The organism is Leifsonia sp. L25 (assembly GCF_050632895.1).
The window spans coordinates 711403-735285 of sequence record NZ_JBODRZ010000003.1 but is presented as its reverse complement, the minus strand read 5'-3'; the positions used below and the strand labels follow the sequence as shown (position 1 = coordinate 735285).

General features: G+C 71.5%; 20 protein-coding genes, 1 tRNA gene and 5 pseudogenes. 17 read left to right on the top strand and 9 right to left on the bottom strand.

Annotated elements, in window-relative coordinates; genetic code table 11:
- Positions 1 to 272: 272 nt before the first annotated feature.
- Positions 273 to 386, bottom strand: a pseudogene (locus tag ACRAWC_RS07430) (PspC domain-containing protein); the annotation flags it as partial.
- A 280-nt stretch (positions 387 to 666) separates the two neighbouring features.
- On the opposite strand from ACRAWC_RS07430, the gene ACRAWC_RS07425 reads away from it, so the two are divergent.
- From ACRAWC_RS07425 to ACRAWC_RS07390, 8 genes and pseudogenes are all read left to right on the top strand, one after another.
- Positions 667 to 1902, top strand: a complete 1236-nt coding sequence (locus ACRAWC_RS07425; RefSeq protein WP_431347147.1) for an ATP-binding protein — start codon at positions 667 to 669, stop codon at positions 1900 to 1902.
- A gap of 4 nt (positions 1903 to 1906) precedes the next feature.
- Positions 1907 to 2577, top strand: a pseudogene (locus ACRAWC_RS07420) (LuxR C-terminal-related transcriptional regulator).
- 122 nt (positions 2578 to 2699) lie between these two features.
- Positions 2700 to 2772 (top strand) — tRNA-Trp (locus ACRAWC_RS07415).
- Positions 2773 to 2815: 43 nt separating this feature from the next.
- Complete coding sequence (gene secE / locus ACRAWC_RS07410) at positions 2816 to 3088, top strand: preprotein translocase subunit SecE (protein ID WP_369961021.1); 273 nt, start codon at positions 2816 to 2818, stop codon at positions 3086 to 3088.
- Positions 3089 to 3142: 54 nt separating this feature from the next.
- Positions 3143 to 4063 (top strand): transcription termination/antitermination protein NusG, encoded by a 921-nt coding sequence (nusG, locus tag ACRAWC_RS07405; protein WP_431347146.1) that lies wholly within the window; start codon positions 3143 to 3145, stop codon positions 4061 to 4063.
- Positions 4064 to 4167: 104 nt separating this feature from the next.
- Complete coding sequence (gene rplK / locus ACRAWC_RS07400; protein ID WP_431347145.1) at positions 4168 to 4599, top strand: 50S ribosomal protein L11; 432 nt, start codon at positions 4168 to 4170, stop codon at positions 4597 to 4599.
- A gap of 79 nt (positions 4600 to 4678) precedes the next feature.
- Positions 4679 to 5368 (top strand): 50S ribosomal protein L1, encoded by a 690-nt coding sequence (gene rplA, locus ACRAWC_RS07395; RefSeq protein ID WP_431347144.1) that lies wholly within the window; start codon positions 4679 to 4681, stop codon positions 5366 to 5368.
- A gap of 102 nt (positions 5369 to 5470) precedes the next feature.
- Positions 5471 to 6022 (top strand): GNAT family N-acetyltransferase, encoded by a 552-nt coding sequence (locus tag ACRAWC_RS07390; RefSeq protein ID WP_431347143.1) that lies wholly within the window; start codon positions 5471 to 5473, stop codon positions 6020 to 6022.
- Here ACRAWC_RS07390 and ACRAWC_RS07385 read toward each other — a convergent pair.
- Entirely contained in the window at positions 6003 to 6974 is a 972-nt protein-coding gene (locus tag ACRAWC_RS07385; protein WP_431347142.1) for an NADP-dependent oxidoreductase, read from the bottom strand. The genes ACRAWC_RS07390 and ACRAWC_RS07385 overlap by 20 nt on opposite strands.
- Before the next feature lie 222 nt (positions 6975 to 7196).
- On the opposite strand from ACRAWC_RS07385, the gene ACRAWC_RS07380 reads away from it, so the two are divergent.
- Entirely contained in the window at positions 7197 to 7955 is a 759-nt protein-coding gene (locus tag ACRAWC_RS07380; protein ID WP_431347141.1) for a DUF998 domain-containing protein, read from the top strand.
- Here the strand turns inward: ACRAWC_RS07380 and ACRAWC_RS07375 are convergent.
- The 5 genes and pseudogenes from ACRAWC_RS07375 to ACRAWC_RS07355 all read right to left on the bottom strand — a co-directional run.
- Complete coding sequence (locus tag ACRAWC_RS07375) at positions 7934 to 8665, bottom strand: YqaJ viral recombinase family protein (RefSeq protein ID WP_431347140.1); 732 nt, start codon at positions 8663 to 8665, stop codon at positions 7934 to 7936. The genes ACRAWC_RS07380 and ACRAWC_RS07375 overlap by 22 nt on opposite strands.
- A 35-nt stretch (positions 8666 to 8700) precedes the next feature.
- Positions 8701 to 9731, bottom strand: a pseudogene (locus ACRAWC_RS07370) (Gfo/Idh/MocA family protein).
- Positions 9732 to 9834: 103 nt separating this feature from the next.
- Positions 9835 to 10572, bottom strand: a complete 738-nt coding sequence (locus ACRAWC_RS07365; RefSeq protein WP_431349388.1) for a ThuA domain-containing protein — start codon at positions 10570 to 10572, stop codon at positions 9835 to 9837.
- Positions 10569 to 11711 (bottom strand): Gfo/Idh/MocA family protein, encoded by a 1143-nt coding sequence (locus ACRAWC_RS07360; protein WP_431347139.1) that lies wholly within the window; start codon positions 11709 to 11711, stop codon positions 10569 to 10571. The genes ACRAWC_RS07365 and ACRAWC_RS07360 overlap by 4 nt, the downstream gene beginning before the upstream one ends.
- 136 nt (positions 11712 to 11847) lie before the next feature.
- Positions 11848 to 12999: pseudogene (locus ACRAWC_RS07355) on the bottom strand (ROK family protein); the annotation flags it as partial.
- 171 nt (positions 13000 to 13170) lie between these two features.
- On the opposite strand from ACRAWC_RS07355, the gene ACRAWC_RS07350 reads away from it, so the two are divergent.
- From ACRAWC_RS07350 to ACRAWC_RS07330, 5 genes and pseudogenes are all read left to right on the top strand, one after another.
- Positions 13171 to 13896, top strand: a complete 726-nt coding sequence (locus ACRAWC_RS07350) for a sugar phosphate isomerase/epimerase family protein (protein ID WP_431349387.1) — start codon at positions 13171 to 13173, stop codon at positions 13894 to 13896.
- The gene (locus tag ACRAWC_RS07345) at positions 13893 to 15008 is read left to right on the top strand and encodes a Gfo/Idh/MocA family protein (RefSeq protein ID WP_431347138.1); all 1116 of its coding nucleotides are present in this window, start codon (positions 13893 to 13895) and stop codon (positions 15006 to 15008) included. Before ACRAWC_RS07350 ends, ACRAWC_RS07345 begins: the two co-directional genes overlap by 4 nt.
- A 132-nt stretch (positions 15009 to 15140) precedes the next feature.
- Positions 15141 to 16182 (top strand): annotated as a pseudogene (locus ACRAWC_RS07340) (Gfo/Idh/MocA family protein).
- Complete coding sequence (locus tag ACRAWC_RS07335) at positions 16179 to 17207, top strand: sugar phosphate isomerase/epimerase family protein (protein WP_431347137.1); 1029 nt, start codon at positions 16179 to 16181, stop codon at positions 17205 to 17207. The pseudogene ACRAWC_RS07340 and the gene ACRAWC_RS07335 overlap by 4 nt, the downstream one beginning before the upstream one ends.
- 29 nt (positions 17208 to 17236) lie before the next feature.
- Positions 17237 to 17824: a pentapeptide repeat-containing protein gene (locus ACRAWC_RS07330; protein ID WP_431347136.1), complete on the top strand. Its 588-nt coding sequence runs from the start codon at positions 17237 to 17239 to the stop codon at positions 17822 to 17824.
- Positions 17825 to 17921: 97 nt separating this feature from the next.
- On the opposite strand, the gene ACRAWC_RS07325 is transcribed toward ACRAWC_RS07330, so the two are convergent.
- Positions 17922 to 18593: an ABC transporter ATP-binding protein gene (locus tag ACRAWC_RS07325; RefSeq protein WP_431347135.1), complete on the bottom strand. Its 672-nt coding sequence runs from the start codon at positions 18591 to 18593 to the stop codon at positions 17922 to 17924.
- A gap of 28 nt (positions 18594 to 18621) precedes the next feature.
- Positions 18622 to 20205: an ABC transporter permease gene (locus ACRAWC_RS07320; protein ID WP_431347134.1), complete on the bottom strand. Its 1584-nt coding sequence runs from the start codon at positions 20203 to 20205 to the stop codon at positions 18622 to 18624.
- 195 nt (positions 20206 to 20400) lie between these two features.
- Between ACRAWC_RS07320 and ACRAWC_RS07315 the strand changes: the two genes are divergently transcribed.
- The 3 genes from ACRAWC_RS07315 to ACRAWC_RS07305 are packed head-to-tail and all read left to right on the top strand — an operon-like array spanning position 20401 to position 23788.
- A complete protein-coding gene (locus ACRAWC_RS07315) occupies positions 20401 to 21171 on the top strand; it encodes a response regulator transcription factor (RefSeq protein WP_431347133.1) in 771 nt (256 codons plus the stop codon).
- On the top strand, positions 21168 to 22898 hold the full coding sequence (locus ACRAWC_RS07310) for a sensor histidine kinase (protein WP_431347132.1): 1731 nt from the start codon (positions 21168 to 21170) through the stop codon (positions 22896 to 22898). Before ACRAWC_RS07315 ends, ACRAWC_RS07310 begins: the two co-directional genes overlap by 4 nt.
- Positions 22895 to 23788, top strand: coding sequence for an alpha/beta fold hydrolase (locus ACRAWC_RS07305; protein ID WP_431347131.1), 894 nt, complete (start codon positions 22895 to 22897; stop codon positions 23786 to 23788). Before ACRAWC_RS07310 ends, ACRAWC_RS07305 begins: the two co-directional genes overlap by 4 nt.
- Positions 23789 to 23883: the final 95 nt, after the last annotated feature.

The following is a 23883-nucleotide window of genomic DNA, read 5'->3' as shown; positions in this document are numbered from 1 at the left end:
CCGGCGAACACGATCAGCGTCGTGGCGGCCGCGAGGACGATCAGCGTCCAGATGACCCGCCCGACCGGGTCCCCCCAGCCCGGATCGTGACCGAACCAACACACCCCCTCGGACCAGGGCAGCAGCGAGAGGACGACGAGCACTCCGATCGCGACCATCGGAGGCTCGAACTCGCCCTCGAAGAGCCGCTGCAGGTGGATGCGGCCGTCGCGGTCCGGCAGCAGCGCCCAGGCGAGGGCGTAGAACAGGATGGCGGGCGCGCCGAGCAGCGCGGCCACCACCACGATGCCGCGGACGATGAGCGGGTCGATGCCGATCCGGTAGGCGACGCCCGCGCAGACGCCGCCGATCCAGCCGTCGGTGCGCGTGACGCCGAGGCTGCGCATCCAGTCGAAGAAGCGGGTGCCGCGGCCGGAGAGACCCGTCTGCGGGCCGCCGTACGGGGCCTGCGGGCCGCCGGCGGCCGAGCCGTTGGGCGGGACGCCGTCCGAGGGGACCCCGTCCGACGGGACGCCGTTCGACGGGGGAGGGGTCGTGCTGTCGTTCACCATGACTCGATCGTGGCGCGCGGCAGCGCGGCGCCGCTATGGGGGGACACCCTGACCGCACCCTGATTCCCTGCCCCTGCGCTGTGCGGGACGGTCCTGGTCTGCTTGGATTCCAGGTATGGCCTCCACTCCGGCGACCCCGTCCGGTCCGGCGTACCGAGGGCGCACCCCGCGCCCTCCGCTCGCGCGCCCACGGGACTGCCTGGTCGGCGGGGTGAGCGTGGCTCTGGCGGACCACCTCGGCTGGCCGGTGGTCGCCGTGCGCTGGATCTTCGTCGGCACCTCCCTGATCGGCGGTGCCGGCGTGCTGTTCTATCTGTGGCTCTGGGCGCTGACGCCGTTGCGCGCGGCGGCCCCGGACGATCCGGACGAGCGCGTCACCCGCCGGGTGAACGTGCCGTTGGTGCTCGCCGGGGTCGGCGTCGCCGCGGGGGTCGCCGCCGTCGTCATGGTCGCCGCGGACGCGCAGGGCTCCGCGTTCGGCGCCGTCCTGACCTCGGTCCTGCTGCTGGTGGCGGCCGTGATCTGGGATCAGCTCGTGGACGACCAGAGTCTCGCCCCGTCCCCGCTCGCGCCCGCGACGTTCCGCCTGGCCGCCGGCGGGTTCCTGGTCGCGTTGGCGCTCCTGCTCAGCGGGATGCAGGCCGGGCGCTCGTCGGGGTACCTGTGGCTCGCGATCATCGGCGCCACCTTCGCAGGCGCGGCCGTCCTGGTCGCGCCGTGGGCGCTGCGGCTCTGGCGCGAGCTGATCGCCGAGCGGACGGCGCGCGTCCGCGAGGAGCAGCGCGCCGAGATGGCCGCCCACCTCCACGACTCGGTGCTGCAGACGCTCGCCCTCATCCAGAACCGGGCGGGAGCCTCCAGCGAGGTCGGCCGGATCGCGCGCGCCCAGGAGCGCGAGCTGCGCGACTGGCTCTATGCGGAGGGCCTCTACGCGGAGCGCACCGACGGTGTGGGGCACGAGGGCTCCGACCTGGCCACGGAGCTCCGCGCGGTGGCTGCGGCACTGGAGGTCGACCACGCCGTGCACTTCGACGTGGTGAGCGTGGGGGAGCCGGTGCTCCGCGCGCCCGCGGAGCTGGCGGCCGCCGCTCGGGAGGCGATGCTCAACGCCGCCAGGCACGCGGGCGGCGACGTCTCCGTGTACGTCGAGTCCGGAGCGGGGACGGCGGACGTGTTCGTCCGCGACCGCGGCCCCGGCTTCGACATCGCCGCGCTGCCGGAGGGCCGGCTGGGCGTGCGCGAGTCGATCGTCGGCCGGATGCGCCGCGCCGGAGGCCACGCCACCGTGACCTCGCGGGACACCGGGACCGAGATCCACCTGACCGTCGAACTGCCCGCCGAGCGAGAATGAGACCATGACCGACGACACTGCTGCGGGCGCGATCACGGTCGTGATCGTCGACGACCACTCGATCTTCCGCTCGGGCCTGCGCTCCGACCTGGACGCCCGCCTCCGCGTCGTGGCCGAGGCGCAGGACGTCGACGGCGCCGTGGAGGCGATCCTGCGCACGCATCCGGACGTCGTGCTGCTCGACGTCCACCTGCCGGGCGGCGCGGGCGGTGGCGGCGCGGAGGTTCTCCGGCGCACCGCGGCCGAGCACCAGCGCACGCGCTTCCTCGCGCTCAGCGTCTCCGACGCGGCGGAGGACGTGGTGGGCGTGATCCGCGGCGGAGCCCGCGGCTACCTGACCAAGGGCAGTTCGGGACGGCAGGTCAGCGACGCGGTCGTGGCCGTGGCGGGAGGCGACGCGGTCTTCTCGCCGAAGCTCGCGGGGTTCGTGCTCGACGCCTTCGGCGCGGCGGCGGGGAGCAGGCCGAGAGCACCGACGAGCTCGACCGGCTCTCGGCGCGCGAGCGGGAGGTCATGCGGCTGATCGCGCGCGGCTACGCTTACAAGGAGGTCGCCGCCGAGCTCTTCATCTCGGTCAAGACCGTCGAGACGCATGTCTCCGCCGTGCTGCGCAAGCTGCAGCTCTCCTCGCGTCACGAGCTCACCGCGTGGGCCCTGGAGCGCAAGCTGCTCTGAGCGCCGTGTTTTTGCGAGGGGCTGTGGCGTCCCGTACACTTGGTGGCGGTGGTTGAATCCGCCAAGCTTTTCTGCGCCTATTTTCGCGAATGCCAGGAGGGTCTTCCGGGTTCACGATCTTTAGGGCGGTAGCTCAATTGGCAGAGCAGCGGTCTCCAAAACCGCAGGTTGCAGGTTCGATTCCTGTCCGCCCTGCAAACCGGCATCCCGGATGCCGGTCCACGAAAGGTGTAACGAGGTGGCCCGAAAGGTAATCGACGAACCGAGCGAGGAAGTCGTCGCCAACGCCAAGAAGGATCGTGCCGCGAGGCGCAACCCCTTCGCGCGGATCGCCCTGTTCATCCGGCAGGTCATCGGCGAACTCAAGAAGGTCGTCACGCCGACGCGCAAGGAGCTCCTGAGCTACACCGGCGTCGTGCTCGTCTTCGTGGTGATCATGATGGCGATCGTGTCCCTGCTCGACTGGGTGTTCGGTCTCGGTGTGGTGTGGGTCTTCGGGCATCCGAAGTAATCCGCGCATCCCGACCGGCCGCACGGCCATACCGACAGAAATGGAATGAATTCAGTGTCTGAGACGAACCGCGACGACGTCGACTGGGCGACCGCTGCCGAGCAGTCCTCCGAAGACGACGAGGCGCAGACGGGCAACGTCCTGGAGCGCGACGAGGAGTCGTCCGACCCCGCCGAGCACGAGGCGCTGCACATCGTCGCCGAGGACGGCACCGAGATCGACCTGGACGCCGTCCTCGACGCGATGGCCGAGGCCGTCGACCCCGAGGCCGACCGCGCCGTCGACGAGGCCCTCGAGGTCGACTCCGCCGAAGAGGCCGAGGCCGCCCAGGAGGCCGTCGAGGACGAGGACGAGGTCGCCGCCGACCCGTACGAGGAGTTCCGCGCCGAGCTGCGCGCCAAGTTCGGCAAGTGGTACGTCATCCACTCCTACGCCGGCTTCGAGCGCCGCGTGAAGTCCAACATCGAGAACCGCATGGTCTCCATGAACATGGAGGACTTCATCTTCGAGGTCCAGGTCCCGATGGAGGACGTGGTCGAGATCAAGAACGGCCAGCGCAAGATGGTCAACCGTGTGCGCATCCCCGGCTACGTGCTGGTGCGCATGGACCTCAACGAGGACAGCTGGTCCGTCGTCCGGCACACGCCGGGCGTGACCGGGTTCGTCGGCAACGCCCACAACCCGACCCCGCTGCGCTTCGAAGAGGCCTTCTCGATGCTCAAGAGCCTCGTGCAGGTCGAGCAGGCCCCGGCCAAGGGCGGCGCGAAGGGCCAGAAGGCCGCCGCGCGCGTCATCCCGGCCGAGGTCGACTTCGAGATCGGCGAGACCATCACCATCAAGGAGGGCTCGTTCGCGGGTCTGCCTGGCTCGATCAGCGAGATCAAGCCGGAGAGCGGCAAGCTCACCGTGCTCGTGTCGCTCTTCGAGCGCGAGACCCCGGTCGAGCTCAGCTTCGACCAGGTCACGAAGCTCTGACACCCACAGATTTTCAGCACACCGGGTCTCGGAAGGGCCGAGAAACCGGGAGAGCGACGCGGGCGTGACGCCCACGTGCTCGAATACACAAAGAAGGAAGAGACATGGCACCGAAGAAGAAGGTCACCGGTCTGATCAAGCTTCAGATCAAGGCCGGCGCCGCCAACCCGGCCCCGCCGATCGGCCCGGCCCTGGGTCAGCACGGCGTGAACATCATGGAGTTCTGCAAGGCGTACAACGCGGCCACCGAGGCGCAGCGCGGCAACGTCATCCCGGTGGAGATCACCGTCTACGAGGACCGTTCGTTCACGTTCGTCCTCAAGACCCCGCCGGCCGCCGAGCTCATCAAGAAGGCCGCGGGCGTCCCCAAGGGCTCCGGCGTGCCGCACACCACCAAGGTCGGCAAGCTGACCAAGGACCAGGTGCGCGAGATCGCCGAGCAGAAGATGGTCGACCTCAACGCCAACGACATCGACGCGGCGTCGAAGATCATCGCAGGCACCGCCCGTTCGATGGGCATCACGGTCGAGGCGTAAGCCCGACCTCCCCGTCACCCAGACATCACCGTGGCAGAGCCGGCCAGGCTCGCACCACATTCTCGTAAGGAGAAATCTCATGGCACAGAAGTCCAAGGCCTACCGGGCCGCGGCCGACAAGATCGAAGCCGGCAAGTTCTACACCCCTACCGAGGCCGTCACCCTCGCGAAGGAGACCGGTTCCGCCAAGTTCAACTCGACCGTCGAGGTCGCGCTGAAGCTCGGCGTTGACCCGCGCAAGGCGGACCAGATGGTCCGCGGCACCGTCATCCTTCCTCACGGTACCGGCAAGACCGCGCGCGTCATCGTGTTCGCGACCGGCCCGGCCGCTGAGGCCGCCATCGCCGCGGGCGCCGACGAGGTCGGCGGCAGCGACCTGATCGAGAAGGTCGCCGGCGGTTACACCGACTTCGACTCGGCCGTCTCCACCCCGGAGCTCATGGGCCAGGTCGGCCGTCTCGGCAAGGTGCTGGGCCCGCGCGGCCTGATGCCGAACCCGAAGACCGGCACGGTCACCCCGGATGTCGCGAAGGCCGTCTCCGACATCAAGGGCGGAAAGATCGAGTTCCGCGTCGACAAGCACTCCAACGTGCACTTCGTGGTCGGCAAGGCGGGCTTCACCGCCGAGCAGCTCGACGAGAACATCAAGGCCGCCCTCGACGAGGTCGTCCGTCTCAAGCCGTCCGCTGCGAAGGGCCGTTACATCCAGAAGGGCGCTGTGTCGACCACGTTCGGCCCGGGCATCCCGCTGGACGTCAACGCGATCTGATCGCATCGTTCCCTCGACGGGCCGGCACCGCTCACGCGGTGACCGGCCCGTCGCCGTCTCCGCCGCCCCTCGGCGGAGGGTGAGGGCCGCTACGCTGGCGGGATGACCGTCGTGATCCGTCTCGCGACCGCGGCCGACGCGGAGGCACTCGCCGGCGTCGCCGCGGTGACCTTTCCGCTCGCGTGCCCTCCGCACACCACCGAGGAGGCGAAGAGCGCATTCATCGCCTCCGTGCTGTCGACCGAGCGATTCGGCGAGTACGCGGTCGACCCGGGCCGCCGGCTGCTGGTGGCGCAGGACGACGACGGCGCGGTGATCGGCTACACGATGGTGAACCTCGGCGAGCCGGCCGACGCCGACGTGCGCGCCTCCGTCCGGATGCATCCGACCGCCGAGCTCAGCAAGTGCTATGTCCTCCCCGGGCATCACGGCGAGGGCGTCGCCGGCCGGCTGATGGAGGCGAGCCTCGCGGTGGCGACCGAGGCCGGGGCCGCGGGGATCTGGCTCGGCGTCAATGAGGAGAACGCGCGCGCCCAGCGCTTCTACGGCAAACACGGCTTCGAGCGCGTCGGCTCGAAGCGCTTCCTGGTCGGGGACCGGCTCGAGGACGACTGGGTGATGGAGCGCGAACTGGTCAGCCTTCCGCGATCTTGAGGACGATGGCGCCGCGGGTGTGCTCCTCCTCGAGCGCCCGGTGGGCCTCCGCGATCTCGTCGAGCGGGAAGATCCGGTCGACGTGCACGCGAACGCTCCCGGTCTCCAGGAGCCGGGCGATGACAGCGAGCGTGCTCCCGTCCGGTGCTCCCGTGTAGCCGGTCGCCCGCACTCCGGCTGCCTCCGCGGCCTCGGCCAGCCCGGGATCGACGCCGGCCGGGACCTGCAGCACCAACAGGCCGCCCGGGCGGATGAGGGCGAGAGCGCGAGTGGCGCGCTCCAGGTCCGCGGCGGGGTCGATGACGACATCGACGGTGTCGCCGAGCCCGGTGGGGTCGTACCCGGTGGCGGCCTCGTCCACCACCTCGGCCGCGCCGAGGGAGCGCAGCCAGGCGTGGTTCGCGCTCGACGTCGTGGCGATCACGTGGGCGCCGAAGTAGGCGGCGAACTGGATCGCGAAATGGCCGACCGCGCCGGTGCCGGCATGCACCAGCACGCGCTGGCCGTCGTGCGCCTTGGCCAGCTCGACCACCATCCCCCAGGCGGTCAGCGCGGCGTGCGGCGCCGCTGCCGCCTCGATGTGCGAGAGCGTCGCGGGCTTGCGGACGAGACTCACGCTCGGCACCGACACGTACTCGGCGTAGCTGCCTCCGAAGCGGGGGACCATCACCATGCCGAACACCTCGTCGCCCGGCCGCAACGGATGCGCGGCGAACGGCGACTCCACGACGACCCCGCTGAAGTCGTGCCCGAGCACAGCCGGGAAGCTGTGGATGGCGCCGAACACGCCGCCGCCGGAGCGGGTGGAGGCGTCGAGTGGGTTGACGCCCGCCGCGACGACCTTGACCAGGAACTCCGCGTTCACCCGGTCGGGCGTCGGGGCCTCGCCGATCCGGAGGGCGGCCGGGTCGCCTGCCGCGTCGAGCAGCGCGGCACGCATCGTGTTCGGCATTCGTGATCCCCTCATCGCCTCGCCGCGAGCGGTGCGGCTGTTCCCAGTCAAACGCGCGGAGGGGTCGCGGGTGTTTCAGGCGGGTCACCGTGTGTGAACAGTCTGTTTCCCCGGTCCGCTCAGGCCGTTCCCGATCCGTTCAGAAAGGCCCGGCCCGGCTCAGGACGTTCGCAGGGATGGTCCGGATAGAATCCCTCGACCCGAATCATCCGGAGGAGCCCCGTGCGACGACTGCTGCGTATCGTGCGCCAGCCGTTCGCCCTGCCCGTCCTCGCCGGCGGCTGGCAGCGGGCCGTCCCGGCCCTGCTCGCGATCGGGACCGTGTGCGTGCTCAGCGGCCTGACGATCATCTGGGCGGCCCGCCTCACCGTGCCGTACCCGGTCTACGTGAGCGAGCTGGGTGCGGTGGGCGCTTCCACTGCTGTCCCGTTCAGGGTCGCGCTGCTGCTCATCGCCGCTGGCGGTTTCTCGGTTGCTCTCGCGAGCGGGCACGTGCGGTCGTCGGTGCGCGCGCTGGATCGGTGGGCTCCCGCCGTCAGCCTCGGCTTCGCGGCGCTGTGTTTCGTCCTGGCCTCTCAGGTCACCTGCACGGCATACTGCCCGGTCCCGCTGGTCGACCCGGCATCCACCGTGCAGGACCTCGTGCACACCGTCTCGGCGGTGGTCGGCTTCGCGGCGGCGTGCTTCGCCATGCTCCAGGTCGCGTTCGCCTCCGGCCTGCCGCGGGTCGCGCGACTGTCGCTCGCGAGCTGCGTGGCGGTCGCCCTCATCACGATCGTGGGCGGACTGCTCGCGCTCGTGCACGTCGCGACGGATATCGGCGCGTGGCTGGAGCTCGTCGGAACCACGGTCGCGATCGCGTGGATGGCGGCCTACGCCCTCGCGCTCGTCCGGGTGCCGGCCGGAGTCCGCAGCGCATCACCCGGTACCCCGGAGACCGCGGAGGCCGACCCGGCGGATCAGGAAGCGATCGTCGGCTGAGCCTGGACGGCCGGTCGGGCCGTCGCCTCCCGGAGGAGGTCGATGAGGTCGCCAGCCAGCGCCACGAGCCGGGCGATCTCCCGGTCGTCGCGGTCCACCCACTGGCACTGCGGCTCGTCGTGGATGGGCACGAAGCGGTCGTGCTGCTCCCACACGAAGAGCGTCCGCTCGGCGCCGAGGACGTACTGCTGCCACCAGATCTGCCGCAGGTAGTGCCGCGGGATGCTGTTGAACGGCTTGTTCGTCGTCTTGATCTCCGCGAGCTCGATCCGGCCGCCGGTGCGCAGGACGAGGCCGTCCGGTGTCGCCAGGTGCCGCCGGTCGCGCTCGGCGTGGAAGAGCAGGTCGGACGGCTGGATGCCATGGGTCGCGGCCACCCAGGCGGCGATCTCGGGCTCGCGGCTGCGACCGTGCTGCGTGAAGGAGTTGCCCGAGAACCCGGAGCCGTTCAACTTGTCGTAGACCGCGGCGCGGAGAGACTGCGGCGTCGACAGCTTGGCGACGTCGGTCGCTGTGATCCCGCGGCTGCGGGCGCGGAGCCAGCCCACGCGGTCGCTGGACGACGCGACGACGCGGGCGAGATGCCCGGTCGCGCCCGGGACGGCCGGCACGACGGCTCGCGGGGCCGGGGCGGAGGTGCTGGGACCGAGGTCCGCCAGCACGCCCGGCCGGTAGAGGTCGGCGGTGCGGGTGGCGGAGCGGTCGAACACCCGTCCATTCTGCCTCGGTCCGGGGACTCCCGCTGTCAGCCCACGCCCGCGGCGCCGAGCTGGCGGCGTGCTTCGTCGATCGTCGCAAGCGTCGACACCGCCTCGTCCAGCGAGTGCAGCGGCGACTCGGTGCGGCCCTCGGCGACGTAGCGGGCGAGGGCGGCCGCCTCGTACGACATCCCCTGCCGGTAGGGGCGCTCGTACGGGTCCCGCCACTCGGCGGCGACACTGCCGTCGCGGCCGACGACGCGCAGTCCGCTCGGACCCCAGAACGGGCTGTCCAGCTCGATCCTGCCGTCGCTGCCGGAGATGGTCGCGAGCGACGGGGTGCCCGCGCGCAGGCCCGTGCTGAGCAGCGCCTGGCCGCCGCGGGCGGAGCTGAGGATGAGGGCCACCTGCTCGTCCACGCCGGTCGGGGCGAGCGTGCCGGTCGCGATGATCCCGGCGGGAGCGCCGAGCGCGAACGACGCCCACGACACCACGTAGACGCCGAGGTCGAGGAGGGCGCCGCCGGCCAGCGCAGGATCCCACAGCCGTCCGGCCGGGTCGAAGGGGCGTTGCCGCCGAAGTCGGCGGTGACCACGCGCACGTCGCCGAGGGCGCCGGCGTCGAGTAGCTGACGGACGATGTCGGTCTGCGGGAGATAGCGGGTCCACATCGCCTCCATCGCGAAGACGCCGGCCTCCCGGGCCGCGGAGGCGATCCGTCTGGCCTGGTCCGCCGTCGCGGCGAGCGGCTTCTCCACGAGGACGTGCTTGCCCGCCGCGATGGCGAGGAGGGCGTGCTCCAGGTGCTCGCTGTGCGGCGTGGCGACGTAGACGACGTCCACGTCCGGGTCGGCGACCAGCGCCTGGTACGAGTCGTAGGCGCGCTCGACGCCGTGGGCGGCGGCGAACGCTGCGGCCCGGTCGGCCGAACGCGAGCCGCAGGCGACCATCCGCTGCGCCGTGTGCGCGTGCAGCGCGTCGGTGAAGTCGGCGGCGATGCCGCCGGGACCGATCACACCCCAGCGCAGCGCCGGAGCGTCGGCAGGGTCGGGAAAACGGGGCGAAGGAAGGCTGACCATACGGACAGTCTGCCCTGCCACGTCAGAGGGGTCGCAACACGCCGTTGTTCGCGGGGCGAAGCGGCGTGTTGCGACCCCTCTGGGCGCGGGAGGGTGGGGCGGGTCAGACCGGCTGGGGGTTGGAGACCTCCGGGGCACGGCGGGCGCCGGCGACGGGCGCGGCCCAGCGCACGCCGTTCGCGAGGACGCGACGCACCTGCGGGTGGACGTACACCGGGTACTCCTGGTCGCCGGGCGAGAAGTAGAAGATCTTGCCGCGGCCACGGGTGAACGTCACGCCGGAGCGGAACACCTCCCCGCCGGTGAACGAGCTGATGAACACCAGGTCGTCCGGGGTCGGGATGTCGAAGAACTCGCCGTACATCTCCTGCGCCTCGATCACGATGGGCTGGTCGACGCCCTGGGCGATCGGATGCGTGGGGTTCACGTTCCAGACCAGCTCGCGCTCGCCGCCCTCCGGGTTGCGCCAGCGCAGCGAGCAGGTGGTCCCGAGCATGCGGATGAAGATCTTCGAGAAGTGCCCGGAGTGCAGCACGATCAGGCCCATGCCGCCGAGCACGTGCTGCCGCACCCGCTCCACGACCTCGTCGGAGACCTGGTCGTGCGCGATGTGGCCCCACCACAGCAGGACGTCGGTCTCGGCGAGCTGCTGCTCGCTCAGGCCGTGCTCGGGGTCGGCGAGCGTCGCGGTGCGGACGTCGACCTCCTCGCCGAGCAGCTCGGCGAGGCCGGCGGCGATGGCTCCGTGGATGCCGTCGGGGTAGATCGCCGCGATCTCGGGCTGGGTGGTCTCGTGGACGCCCTCGTTCCAGACGGTGACGCGCAGTGCGGTCATGGTCATGCCTCCTGGGTCTCGGTGGTGGTGGCGGTGGTCGTGTCGTCCAGCCCCGCCGTCGCCGGGGTCAGTCGAACCTCGGCGCCGATGCGGGCAGACTCGTACGCCGCGTCGATGACGCGGGCGCGGTCGAGGGCGAGCGAGCCGTCCCAGTGCGACCAGTTCGCCTCGTCGGCGACGTGCTCGAGGAACGTCTCGACCACCGCGAGGTGGCCGCGCCCGGCGTCGGCCTTCACCGCGACGTCCTCGACCTCCTCGCCCTCGCCGGTGAAGATGGTCAGCTCGCCGGCCGGCGCGTAGTCGACGACCCGGAGGTCGGCGCCGCCCTCGGTGCCGTACAGCGTGATACCGAACTCGTCGCCGGCCGGACGGTAGGCGGCCCAGCTCGTCTCGAGCACGATGGACCCGCCGCCCTCCAGGCGCAGCAGCAGGCTGGCGAGGTCCTCCACCTCGTAGGCGGAGCCGACGTGCTGCTTGTCGCTCTTCGCGCCGCCGCGGCCACGCGTGCCGAGCTCGGAGTGGGTGACGGCGGAGACGGCGGTGACCTGCGGCTCGCCGAACAGGTGCAGCGCGTAGTCGAGCACGTGCACGCCGATGTCGATCAGCGGGCCGCCGCCGGCCATCTCGCGGTTGGTGAACCAACTCCCGAGAGCCGGGATGCCGGCGCGGCGCAGCCAGATCGCCCGCGCGTGGTAGGGCCGGCCGATCTGGCCGGCGTCGATCGCGGCCTTCAGCGCCTCGATGTCGCCGCGGCGGCGGTGGTTGAACGCGACCTCCAGCACGCGGCCGGACCGGTGCGCGGCGTCGACCATCGTCTGCGCCTCGGCGGCGGTGCGGGCGATCGGCTTCTCGCTGAGCACGTGGATGCCGGCCTCCAGTGCGCCGACGGCGATCGGGGCGTGGAGGAAGGTGGGCACGGCGACGCTCACGACGTCGAGGTCGCCGTCGGCGACGAGGTCGCGCCAGTCGCGGTAGCGGCGGGTCACGCCGTACTTCTCGCCGAGCTCGGCGCGCGGGCCGTCCTCCATGCCGGCGATGGCGACGAGCTCGACGCCCGGGAGGTCGGAGTAGGCGGCCATGTGCTGCTGGCCGGCCCAGCCGAGGCCGACGACGCCGGCGCGGAGCGGGGTGGATGCGGTGGTCACTGCGGTCCTTTCGAACGGGTTGTGGTGGTGGGGCTTGGCGGCGCTCCCGGTCGATCGAATCGATTCGACCTTCCCGGGACGTGCGGTGGACGGTGGACGGTGGCGGCTCAGCGGGGGAGGGGCGGGAGGCGACGCCGAGGGTGGCCTGGATGACCATGATGGCCGCCCCGATGGCGCCGCCGGTCTCGCCGGAGCGGGACTGGGTGATGGTGAGATGCTGGGTCGCGAGCGGGGTCGAGCGCTGGTAGACGACCTCCCGCACCCCGGCGAGGAGCTGCTCGCCGACGCGGGCGAGGCTGCCCCCGACGACCACGAGCGAGGGATTCAGGAGGTTGACGCAGGTCGCGAGGACCTCGCCGAGGTCGCGGCCGGCCTGGCGGATGGCCTGCAGCACCTCGGCGTTGCCGGTGCGGGCGAGCGCCACGACGTCGTCGCTGGTCTCGGCGGGGATGCCCGCCGCGGTGAGCGCCCGCGCGATCGCGGGGCCGCTCGCCAGGGCTTCCAGGTCGGCGTCGCGGGCGCCGTGGCTCGGGGTCTCGCTGGTGAACGGCACGCGCACGTGGCCGAGGTCGCCCGCGGAGCCCTGCGCTCCGCGCTGCAGCCGGCCTCCGCTGATGATGCCGGCGCCGATGCCGGTCGCCACCTTGACGAAGAGCAGCTCGGACTGGTCGGGCCAGGCGAGGGCGTGCTCACCCAGGGCGAGCAGGTTCACATCGTTGTCGACGAGCACGGGCACGTCGAAGACGCGGCGCACATAGGCCGGGATGTCGAAACGGTCCCAGCCGGGCATGATCGGCGGGTTGACCGGGAGGCCCGTCGAGTGCTCGACCGGTCCCGGCACCCCGACACCCACACCGACCAGGTCGCCGAGCGGGCGTCCGGTCGCGGCATACAGGCGCTCGGCGGTGTCCAGCACCCAGTCGAGCACGGCCTCCGGACCGTCGCCGATGCTGAGCCGGCGGGACTCGCTGCTCGTGATCGTCCCGGCGAGGTCGGCCAGGGCGACGACGCCGTGGGTGGCGCCGAGGTCGACCGCCAGGACCACGCGCGAGTCGGGGTTGAACCGGATGCGCGCGGGCGGGCGCCCTCCGGTCGAGACGTCGTCGCCGGCGGGCGCGACCAGGCCCGACGCAGTGAGCGAGTCGATGCGCACCGCGATCGTGGAGCGCGCGAGGCCGGTCAGCTCGGCGAGCTGCGCGCGGGTACGCGGAACGCCGTCGCGCAGGATCGCCAGGAGGTCCGAGGCGTCAGCGGCGACGATGCCGGACTCCCGGACACTGTCGGTCATGCACGTATTGAACCACAGGGCTGGTCGGCGATCCAAAGGCCGCCGACGAAACGGCGACTTTTGATTGACAATCGACAGAAGTCTCGCTTGAATGGATGTCGGCGCCGTTTCGCGCGCCGACATCCCCAGCAGAACTCGACGAGGAGAACAGTGTCGACGTCAAAACTCTCCGTGCAGCTCTATACGGTCCGTGAGCTTCTGACCGAAGACACGGTCGGGACCCTCCGCCGCATCGCGGACATCGGCTTCACGCAGGTCGAGCCCTTCGGCTTCCTGGACTTCGCGGAGGGACTCCGCCAGGGCTTCGCCGAGACCGGCCTGACCGCGCCCACCACCCACCAGGGCTTCATCGGCCGCGACGACCTCGACACCGTGTTCGCCGCCGCCGCCGACCTCGGCATCCAGACGGTCATCGACCCGCACGTGCCGGCCGAGCGCTGGCAGACCGCCGAGGCCGTGGAGGCCACGGCCGCCGCCCTCAACGCTGCCGCCCAGGTCGCCGCGAAGCACGGTGTCCGCGTCGGCTACCACAACCACGCCCACGAGCTCGAGAGCACCATCGAGGGCGTCACCGCGCTGGAGTACTTCGCCGGCAAGCTCGCGCCCGAGGTCGTCCTCGAGGTCGACACCTACTGGGTGATCGTGGGCGGCAAGGACCCGGTCGAGCTGCTCACCAAGCTCGGCGACCGCGTCGTCGCCCTGCACATCAAGGACGGCCCCGGCACCACCGAGACCAAGGACCAGGTGGCCGTCGGCCAGGGCTCCGTGCCCGTCGCCGAGATCATCGCCGCCGCACCGAACGCGCTCCGCGTCATCGAGCTCGACGACTCCCGCGGCGACCGCTTCCAGGCCGTCGCCGACAGCTACGCCTTCCTCACCACCGAGGCCTTCGCGTGACCGGCGCGAAGACGGTCGGCGCAGGGAAGGTCGGCGTCGGCCTCATCGGCGCCGGCGTCATCAGCAACCAGTACCTGGAGAACCTCACCGCGTTCCCGGACCTCGATGTGCGCTTCGTCGCCGACATCGACCTGGACCGTGCGAAGGCCCAGGCCGAGAAGTACGGCGTCCCGGGTTCCGGCACCGTGGAGGAACTGCTGGCCGACGACGCGATCGAGATCGTCGTCAACCTCACCATCCCGAAGGTGCACGTCGATGTGGCGCTGCAGGCGCTCGCCGCGGGCAAGCACGTGTGGAGCGAGAAGCCCTTCGCTCTCGACCGCGCCAGCGGCGTGCAGCTCCTGGAGGCCGCCCACGAGAAGGGGCTCCGCGTCGCCACGGCGCCCGACACGTTCCTCGGCGCCGGCATCCAGTCGGCCCGCCGCATGGTCGAGAACGGCGGCATCGGGGCGCCGCTCACCGCGCTGACGCTCATGCAGAGCGCCGGCCCGGAGTCGTGGCACCCGAACCCGGACTTCCTGTTCCAGGAGGGCGCCGGCCCGCTGTTCGACATCGGCCCGTACTACCTCACCGCGCTGGTGCAGCTCTTCGGCCCGGTCAAGCGCGTGAGCGCCATCGCCTCCAAGGCCAAGGAGTCGCGCGTCATCGGATCGGGCCCCCGCGCCGGCGAGTCGTTCGCGGTCACCGTGCCCACGCACGTCAGCGCGCTCTACGAGTTCGAGAGCGGCCAGACCGCGCAGTCGATCTTCAGCTTCGACTCCAAGCTCGGCCGCACCCAGTTCGAGGTGGCAGGTCTGGAGGGGACGCTCGTGGTCCCGGACCCGAACACCTTCGAGGGCGACCTCCTGGTGCACGGCGCCGATGGCATCGAGACGCTGCCGTCGACCGGCACCACGAGCGGCCGCGGCATCGGCGTCGTCGAGCTGGCGCGGGCGATCCGCGCCGGTGTCCCGGAGCGCGCCTCGGGCGAGCAGGCCTTCCACGTCCTCGACGTGATGGTCGCGACCATCGAGGCCGGCGAGTCCGGCGCGCCGGTGGACGTGAAGAGCACCGTCGAGGTCGCTCCCGCGCTGCCGGAGGACTGGGACCCGCGCGCGGCCACCCTGGCCTAGGCCACGCGCACAGGACATCGACGGACGACGGACGGGAGCAGTGTGAGCGGGAGCGAGACGGGTGGACTGAGCCGGCGGGACGAGAGCGCGGCCGGAGCGCGGCTCCGCGTCGCGATCGTCGGCGGCGGCTTCATGGCCGAGGTGCACTCGCGTGCCGCCCGGGCCGCGCGCGCCGAACTGGCGGGCATCGTCTCGTCGTCGCCGGAGCGCTCGGCCGCTGCGGCCGACCGGCTCGGGATCGGCCGGGCGTACGGCTCGTTGGACGAGGTGCTCGCCGACGACACGATCGATGTCGTCCACGTGACCACGCCGAACGCGCTGCACGCCTCGCAGGCCGCCGCCGTGCTGGCCTCCGGCAAGGACGTCGTCTGCGAGAAGCCGCTCGCGACGACGATCGCGGACGCGGAGGCGCTCGTCGCCGCCGCGGCCGGGCGCACCGCCACCGTGCCGTTCGTCTACCGGTTCCACCCGCTGGTCCGGGAGGCCAGGGCGCGGTTCGCGTCCGGCGCGGCCGGGCAGGTGCTCACCGTGAACGCCTCCTACCTCCAGGACTGGCTGCTGGCCTCCGGCGACGACAACTGGCGCGTCGACTCCGAGCAGGGCGGCCGCTCCCGCGCCTTCGCCGACATCGGCTCGCACCTGGTCGACCTGGTGGAGTTCGTGAGCGGCGACCGCGTGGCGCGCCTGTCGGCGAAGAAACGCACGGTGTTCGCCGAGCGCTCCACGCACGGGGGATCACGACGGAGGACGCCGCCGCCGTCGTGATCGAGACGGAGTCCGGGGCGATCGGCACCCTGCTCGTGTCGCAGGTTGCGCCGGGACGCAAGAACCGGCTGTGGCTGGAGATCGCGGGCAGCGCAGAGAGCGTCGCCTTCGACCAGGAGCAGCCGGAGACGCTCTGGGTCGGCCGCCGCTCCGGCAGCCTCCTCATCCCGCGCGACGCCGACCAGCTCAGCGCGGACGCCGCGCGCCTCTGCGTCGTGCCCTCCGGGCACCCGCAGGGCTACCAGGACGCGTTCAACGCGTTCGTCGCCGATAGCTACGCCGCGGTCGCGGGGAGACCCCCGACGGCCTGCCGCGCTTCGAGGACGGCCTGCGCGCCGTCCGGATCACCGACGCCGTGATCGACTCGGCCGAGTCGGGCACCTGGATCGAGATGGGAACCGCACGATGACAGACACCGAATCCGGGCGCACGCACCCGGTCACCCTGTTCACCGGCCAGTGGGCCGACCTCACGCTCGAAGAGGTCGCCAAGCATGCTTCCGAGTGGGGCTACGACGGCCTGGAGATCGCCTGCTCGGGCGAGCACCTCGACGTCTGGCGCGCCGCGGAGGACGACGCCTACCTGCAGGGCCGCCTCGACATCCTCGACAAGTACGGCCTGAAGGTCTGGGCGATCTCCAACCACCTCAAAGGCCAGGCCGTCTGCGACGACCCGATCGACTTCCGCCACCAGGCGATCGTCGGCTCGAAGGTGTGGGGCGACGGCGACCCGGAGGGCGTGCGCCAGCGCGCCGCGGAGGAGCTGAAGCTGACCGCCAAGGTCGCCCGCAAGCTCGGCGTCGACACTGTCGTCGGCTTCACCGGCTCCAGCATCTGGCCGTACGTGGCGCAGTTCCCGCCGGTGCCCGCGTCCGTCATCGACGCCGGGTACCAGGACTTCGCCGACCGCTGGAACCCGATCCTCGATGTCTTCGACGGCGAGGGCGTGCGGTTCGCGCACGAGGTTCACCCGTCGGAGATCGCGTACGACTACTGGACCAGCGTGCGCTCGCTGGAGGCGATCGACCACCGCGAGGCTTTCGGCTTCAACTGGGACCCGTCGCACATGATGTGGCAGGACATCGACCCGGTCGGCTTCATCGTGGACTTCAAGGACCGCATCTACCACGTCGACTGCAAGGACACCCGCCTGCGCCCGAAGAGCGGCCGCGCCGGCGTGCTCGGCTCGCACCTGCCTTGGGGCGACCCGCGCCGCGGCTGGGACTTCGTCTCCACCGGGCACGGCGACGTGCCGTGGGAGGACTCCTTCCGCGCTCTGGAGTCGATCGGCTACACCGGCCCGATCTCCGTCGAGTGGGAGGACGCCGGCATGGACCGGCTGCACGGCGCCGCCGAGGCGGTCGGGTTCATCCGCTCCCTGCTGTGGAAGCTGCCGACGGCGTCGTTCGACGCAGCGTTCAGCAACCAGGACTGAGGTCGTCGCCTCCCGTTAGGCTCACCCCCGTGGACATCATCCGTGGCGAGGACTGGTACGGCCGCGACCTCGACGGCCTCGAGTTCGACGGCGTCGAGTTCATCGACGTCGATCTGACCGAGGTGCGCACGACGGGTGCGACGTTCACCGCGTGCACGTTTCGGACGGTGCGGTTCAACGTGAGCGAGCACACCGACAGCGCGTTCGTGAACTGCACCTTCGTCGGGTGCAACTTCTTCGATTCGACGTTCAGCCGGTGCAAGGTCACCGGCAGCAGCTTCAGCGGCTGCGAATTCGCGCTGCTGAAGGTGGAGGGCGGCAACTGGTCGTTCGTGGACCTCGGCCGGGCGGAGCTCCGCGGGGCCCGGTTCACCGGGGTCAAGCTTCGGGAGGCCGACCTCAGTCGGGCACGCTGCGCCGAGGCGGTGTTCTCGGGCTGCGACCTGTCGGCCGCGCTGCTCACGGGTGCGGACTTCTCCGCCGCGAGCCTGGTCGGCAGCGACCTGACGGGCGTGGACCCGGCCGAGGTCGGCCTCCGCGGCGCCACCATCGACGAGCGCCAGGCCGTCCTCCTGGCGGAGGCCGCCGGAATGACCGTCGTCCCCACCCCGGCCTAAGGCGCCGGCCTCCGGCCCGCGCCGCGCAGAGGGGTCGCAACACGCCGCTAGCCCGCGTGCGTGACGGCGTGTTGCGACCCCTCTGTGGGATGGCGAGCTAGGCGACCTCTTTCACCTGGCCGTGCTTGATGTGGAGGCGGCGCTGCGCGCGCTTGGCCACGGCGGTGTCGTGCGTGACCACGATGACGGTGAGGCCGCGGTCGCGCCACAGCCCCTCGAGGAGGTCCATGATCTCGTCGCGGGTCTCCTCGTCCAGGTTGCCGGTCGGCTCGTCGGCCAGCAGCACGTCCGGGTTCTTCACCAGCGCCCGGGCGATCGCGACGCGCTGCTGCTGCCCTCCCGAGAGCTCGGAGGGCAGGTGGGTGCCGCGGTCGGCCAGGCCCACCGAGGCGAGTGCCTCGGCGGCGCGGCGCTTGCGCTCCTCCGTGCTGACCTTGAGCGGCGCGAGCGCGGTCTCCACGTTCTCCTGAGCCGTCAGCGTCGGGATCAGGTTGAAGCCCTGGAAGACGAAGCCGATCTCGTTGGCGCGGATGCCGGTGAGCTTGCGGTCGCCCAGCTTGGACAGGCTGGCCGGGCCGAGCTCGACCGAGCCCGAGGTGGGCCGGTCGAGAGCGCCGAGCATCTGCAGCAGCGTCGACTTGCCGCCGCCGGTGGGGCCCTGGATGGCGACGAGCTGGCCGTCCGGGATCTCCAGGGTGACGTCGTCGAGGGCGATCACCTCGCGCTTGGACTGGCGGTACTTCTTGGTGACGTTCGTGAGGGTGTACACGATGACTCCTTCTGGTCGGGAGACCGGCTCAGGCGACCGAGCGCAGAGCGGCGGCGGGACGGAGGCGGGAGGCGCGCCAGCCGCCGATCGCACCGGCGATGAGACCGCCGAGGATGGCGAGCGCGACCGCGCCGACGATGATCCACACCGTGATCGGTGCGTGCAGGGCGATGTCGGCCGTGGTCTGGGACGCGGCCCGGCGGACGCCGGCGAACGCGCCGCCGCCTCCGGCCCCGCCGCCGAAGCCGCCGCCTCCGGCCCCGCCGCCGAAGCCGCCACCGGTTCCGCCTGCGCCCGCTCCTCCCGTGCCGACCCCACCGGTGCCCCGACCGGCAGCGTTGGCGAAGCCGGAGCCGACGCCGCCGGTCAGAGTCGGGGAGATGATGTTGACAACCCACACGCCGATGAGTCCCACCGCGACGCCGATGATGCCGCCGATGAGTCCCTGCACGATCGACTCGCCGGCGACCTGGCCGGTGATGCGGCGGTTGGACCAGCCGATCGCCTTCAGGGTGCCGAACTCACGGGTGCGGCGGGTGACGCCGGAGATGGTGAACAGGATGGCGATGAGGAACGCCGCCGCCAGCACGATCACCGAAAGCCAGGTGCCGAGGTTGGCGATGAGCTGGCCGGCGCTGCCGAGCGAGCCCGAGACGCTGGAGGCCAGGTCCGCCTGCGTGCTGACGGTCGCGCCGGGGATGGCCTTGGTCAGGTCGGCCTTGATCTGGTCGATGTCGCTGGACGACGCCGCCGTGACGTAGACGGAGGAGACTTTCGAGGCCTGACCGGAGAGCGTCTGCGCGACGCCGAGCGGGATGTACGCGTTCGCGGCGGTGGTCGAGTCGGCGCCCGTGGCCGAGACGATGCCGATCACCTTGAAGTCGGTGCCGCCGATGGTGACGGTGTCGCCGACCGCCTTGGTCGCGGTCTTGGCGTACGCGGCGTCGAGGACGACCACGTCGGCCGCCTTGTCCGCGGCGGTGAAGGTGCGGCCGCTGGACAGCGTCACGGACGAGAGCGGCCCGACCGACTTACCGGCCGGGTCGAGGCCCATCACCGAGAACGAGTCGACGGTGAACGAGCTGCCGCCCGCGCCGTCGGATCCGCCGGTGGGCGGGGGCGTGGAGGACCCGCTCGATCCGCCGGCCTCGCGCTGCTGGCGCAACTGCTGGAAGTTCGGGAGGGTGCCGCTGAAGCTGGTGTTGGTCAGCGACAGCACTGCGGCGGCGTTCTGAACGTTCTGGACCTTCTTGGCCGTGGTCAGCGTGGACGCGTCCATCACCGTCGCGCCGCGGGTGGGCTGCAGGCGCGACGTGTTGATCTGCCGTCCGGCGCCCGTGTCCGACCCGGAGTCGGCGCCGAAGTCGAAGCGGGGCCCGCCGCCGGCGCCCTGCTGGGCGGTCGCGTTCTGCGCGGTGGCCGGCTGGGTGATCGTGATGTCGGTGCCGACGCCGTAGACGGATTGGAGAACGCTCGCCTGCGCGTCCTTGACGCCGGCGGAGACCGCGTTGACGATGATGACGAGCGCGATCGCGAGGGCCATGCCGATCGCGATGATGACCGTCTGCTTGCGGCGATTGAGGAGCTCGCGCCGCAGATATGTCCCGAACATTGGCTTCCATATCTCTGGGTCGGAAAGAGGGATTCAACGGGACGCTAGGTTCGGCCGATTGCCGAGCACTATGGCAAAGCTATGGATCTGCCGAGTGCCGCTGAGGGACCTCGCATCCACCGCCGCGGAGCCGGCCCGATGTCTCTCAGAACTCCCATAGGTTTCACAAAGACACCATCAATCCCGCTCCTCATAATGGGAAAGGTGACCATCAACACCCGTGCCGCCGCCGGCTCCTCCGGCCAGCCCCGTACCCTCCTGCGCCGTGCCGACGGCAGCTCGATCCGCGTGCTCGTCGTCGACGACGAGGCGACGCTGACCGATCTGCTCGCGATGGCGCTGCATTACGAGGACTGGGAGGTGAAGACCGCGTCGAACGGCCAGCAGGCGCTGCAGCTCTCGCGCGAGTTCAAGCCGGACGTGGTCGTGCTGGACATCATGCTGCCGGACATCGACGGCCTCCAGGTGCTGTCCCGGATGCGCGCCGATGGTAACGAGGCACCCGTGTTGTTCCTCACGGCCAAGGACTCCCTGGACGACCGGATCGCCGGGCTCACCGCCGGAGGCGACGACTACGTCACGAAGCCGTTCAGCCTGGAGGAGCTCGTCGCCCGGCTCCGCGGCCTGCTGCGCCGGTCACGCGCAGCGGTCGCGGACCAGGACGACCCGGTGCTCATCGTCGGCGACCTCGTGCTGGACGAGGACAGTTACGAGGTGCATCGCGACGGCGACCCCATCCAGCTCACCGCGACCGAGTTCGAGCTGCTCCGCTTCCTCATGCGCAACCCGCGCCGCGTGCTCAGCAAGGCGCAGATCCTGGACCGCGTGTGGTCTTACGACTTCGGCGGCTCCTCCTCGGTGGTCGAGCTCTACATCTCCTACCTGCGCAAGAAGATCGACGCCGGCCGCCCTCCGATGATCCACACCGTGCGCGGCGCCGGCTACATGGTGAAGGCCGCGCAATGACAGCTGCCCGCACTGCGGGCGCCCCGACCCCCGGCCGAGAGCGCGCCTGGCGCCTCGGTCTCCGTCCGTTCCGCACCTGGACGCTGCGCAGCCGCGTGGTGCTCGTCGTGGTGGCGATGCTCGCGGTGCTCGGCACGGTGATCGGCGCCGTCAGCGTCCTCGCCCTGCAGAACTACCTCATGGAGCGGCTCGACCAGCAGCTCACGAGCGCCCTCCAGCGCGGCCAGCACACCGCCGACCGCATCAACGCGGGAGGCCCGACCGTGCCGGAGGCGCAGGGCGTCGTGACGACGCCCGGCCAGCCGACCGGCACCCTCGGCGCCGTGCGCAGCTCCAACGGCGGCCTGCTGTTCCCTCCGGTGATCCTGTCCGACCGGTCACCCTCCTCGACGGACCAGCCGCTCGGGCCCAAACAGGTCACCATCAACGGACTCGCCCTGCTCACGGTGCCCGCGGACTCCCAGCCCCGTACCGTGAACCTCGGCGAATCGCTCGGCTCGTACCGCATTGCCGCGGCGCAGCTCGACAACGGCGACAGCGTCATCATCGGCCTGCCGCTCAGCGAGGTGAACGCGACCACGCAGCAGCTCACGATCGTGATCGCGCTGGTCACCCTCGCGGGCCTGATCTTCGCGTTCCTGATCGCCAGCTTCGTCGTGCGCCTCGCCATGAAGCCCCTCGCGCGCGTCACGGAGACCGCCGAGCAGGTGGCGCACATGCCGCTCGACCGTGGCGACGTCGCGCTGTCGGTGCGGGTTCCCGAGGACGACGCCGACCAGCACACCGAGGTCGGCAAGGTCGGCTTCGCGCTCAACCGGATGCTCGGCCACGTCGCGTCCGCTCTGACCGCGCGGCAGGCGAGCGAGCAGAAGGTCCGCCAGTTCGTCGCGGACGCCAGCCACGAGCTGCGGACTCCGCTGGCCTCGATCCGCGGCTACGCCGAGCTCACCCGGCGCTCCCCGCACGAGCTCCCGCCGGACGTCACCCGCTCGCTCGGTCGCATCGAGTCGGAGGCCACCCGGATGACCTCGCTGGTCGAGGACCTCCTGCTTCTGGCCCGCCTCGACGAGGGCCGCGAGCTCGACCGCGACCCGGTGGACTTGTCCCTGCTGCTGATCGACGCCCTGAGCGACGCGCACGCCGCCGGCCCCGGCCACACCTGGCGCATCGACCTGCCCGAGGAGCCGGTCGAGGTGCTGGGCGACGCCCCGCGCCTGCACCAGGTGGTCATGAACCTGCTCGCGAACGCCCGCGTCCACACGCCGGAGGGCACCAACGTGGTCGCGGCGCTCGCCGTGGACACCGCCGCCCGGGAGGCCGTGGTCACGGTGTCGGACGACGGCCCCGGCATCCCCGGGAACCTCCGGTCGACGCTGTTCGAGCGTTTCGCCCGCGGCGACAGCAGCCGCAACCGGGCGACCGGATCGACCGGCCTCGGCCTCGCGATCGTCTCCGCGGTGGTGGAGGCGCACGGCGGCACGGTCACCGTGGCCAGCGAGCCGGGCAGCACGGTGTTCACGGTGCGGCTGCCGCTGGCGGGGGATCACCCCCAGGAGGCGGCCGCCCTCCCTGCCGCGACGGTCGAGGAGACAGCGGTGGAGGCAGATAGCGCGCCCGCACCCCAGAACGCGCTCGCCCCTGAGAACGTGCTCGCCCCTGAGAACGCGCTCGGCGTTGAGAACCCGCTCGCCCCCGAGAACGCCCCCGAGCGAGCGGACCGGGAGTGACCGGGACCGTCCTGCCCACGGTCGCGTACGGCGACCCCGCCGCCCCGCCGCTGGTGTTCCTGCGCGGCCTGCCGTCCGAGCCCGGCCGCGCCCGCGGGCTGGATGCGCTGACCGAGCGCCTCATCGTCTCCGGCCCGGCGCGCACCCACCGCGTGCACGCCGTCGGCCGCCCGGCGCGCCTCGCGCCGGGCGCCACGATGGCGGAGGTCGCCGACCTCTACGCCGTGATGCTGCGCAGCCGGTTCCGGACACCCGCGGCGATCATGGGGGTCTCCACGGGCGCCAGCATCGCCCTCCAGCTCGCCGTCGACCACCCCGACCTGGTGAGCTCCCTCGTGGTCGCGGCGGGGGCCGCGACCCTCGGCGCGAACGGCAGGGCGGCCCAGCGCCGCTACGCGGACCTCCTCAGCGCGGGCGACAAGGGCGCGACGTCCGAGCTCGCCGTGGCGACGATGGACTCCCCGCTGCTGGCCCCGGTCGTCCGGCTGGTCACCCGGCTGCTGCCCGGTCCGGCGGACCCGCAGGGGCTGCGCGCCCTCGTGGAGGCAGAGGATGGCTTCGACGTCCGCGACCGGCTGTCGCGCGTCTCCGCTCCCGCGCTGGTCGTCTCCGGCGGCCGTGACTTCTTCTATCCTCTGCAGCTCGCTGCGGAGACGGCCCACGGGCTCCCGCGCGCCTCGCACGTGGTCTACCTCAATCGTTCCCACGCCGGCGTCGCACTGCATCCACGGTTCGGGCGCGACGGGGGACTTCCTGCGCGCCCACCGCGCAGGGACCGACACGCACCGCGGAAGGGCGGATTTGCGTGCGACGCGCCCCATCCCGTACCCTTGACGGAGCCGAAGACCGCTGGTCGACATGCTTGCATGTCCGAAGAACTACTCAGGTAGGGGCCCGCGCAGGTGTGTGAAGTGATTCCCGCAGTACTCTGCGAGTCGAGCTCCGTGCGTCTGCGCCGGAGCTTTTTCTTTGCCCGCGGTCGAGG

Coding starts and splice junctions, on each gene's coding strand:
- ACRAWC_RS07425 (WP_431347147.1), top strand. CDS start 667: ATGGCCTCCACTCCGGCGACCCCGTCCGGTCCGGCGTACCGAGGGCGC.
- rplK (WP_431347145.1), top strand. CDS start 4,168: ATGGCACCGAAGAAGAAGGTCACCGGTCTGATCAAGCTTCAGATCAAG.
- rplA (WP_431347144.1), top strand. CDS start 4,679: ATGGCACAGAAGTCCAAGGCCTACCGGGCCGCGGCCGACAAGATCGAA.
- ACRAWC_RS07390 (WP_431347143.1), top strand. CDS start 5,471: ATGACCGTCGTGATCCGTCTCGCGACCGCGGCCGACGCGGAGGCACTC.
- ACRAWC_RS07385 (WP_431347142.1), bottom strand. CDS start 6,974: ATGCCGAACACGATGCGTGCCGCGCTGCTCGACGCGGCAGGCGACCCG.
- ACRAWC_RS07365 (WP_431349388.1), bottom strand. CDS start 10,572: ATGACCATGACCGCACTGCGCGTCACCGTCTGGAACGAGGGCGTCCAC.
- ACRAWC_RS07335 (WP_431347137.1), top strand. CDS start 16,179: ATGACAGACACCGAATCCGGGCGCACGCACCCGGTCACCCTGTTCACC.
- ACRAWC_RS07320 (WP_431347134.1), bottom strand. CDS start 20,205: ATGTTCGGGACATATCTGCGGCGCGAGCTCCTCAATCGCCGCAAGCAG.
- ACRAWC_RS07315 (WP_431347133.1), top strand. CDS start 20,401: ATGGGAAAGGTGACCATCAACACCCGTGCCGCCGCCGGCTCCTCCGGC.
- ACRAWC_RS07310 (WP_431347132.1), top strand. CDS start 21,168: ATGACAGCTGCCCGCACTGCGGGCGCCCCGACCCCCGGCCGAGAGCGC.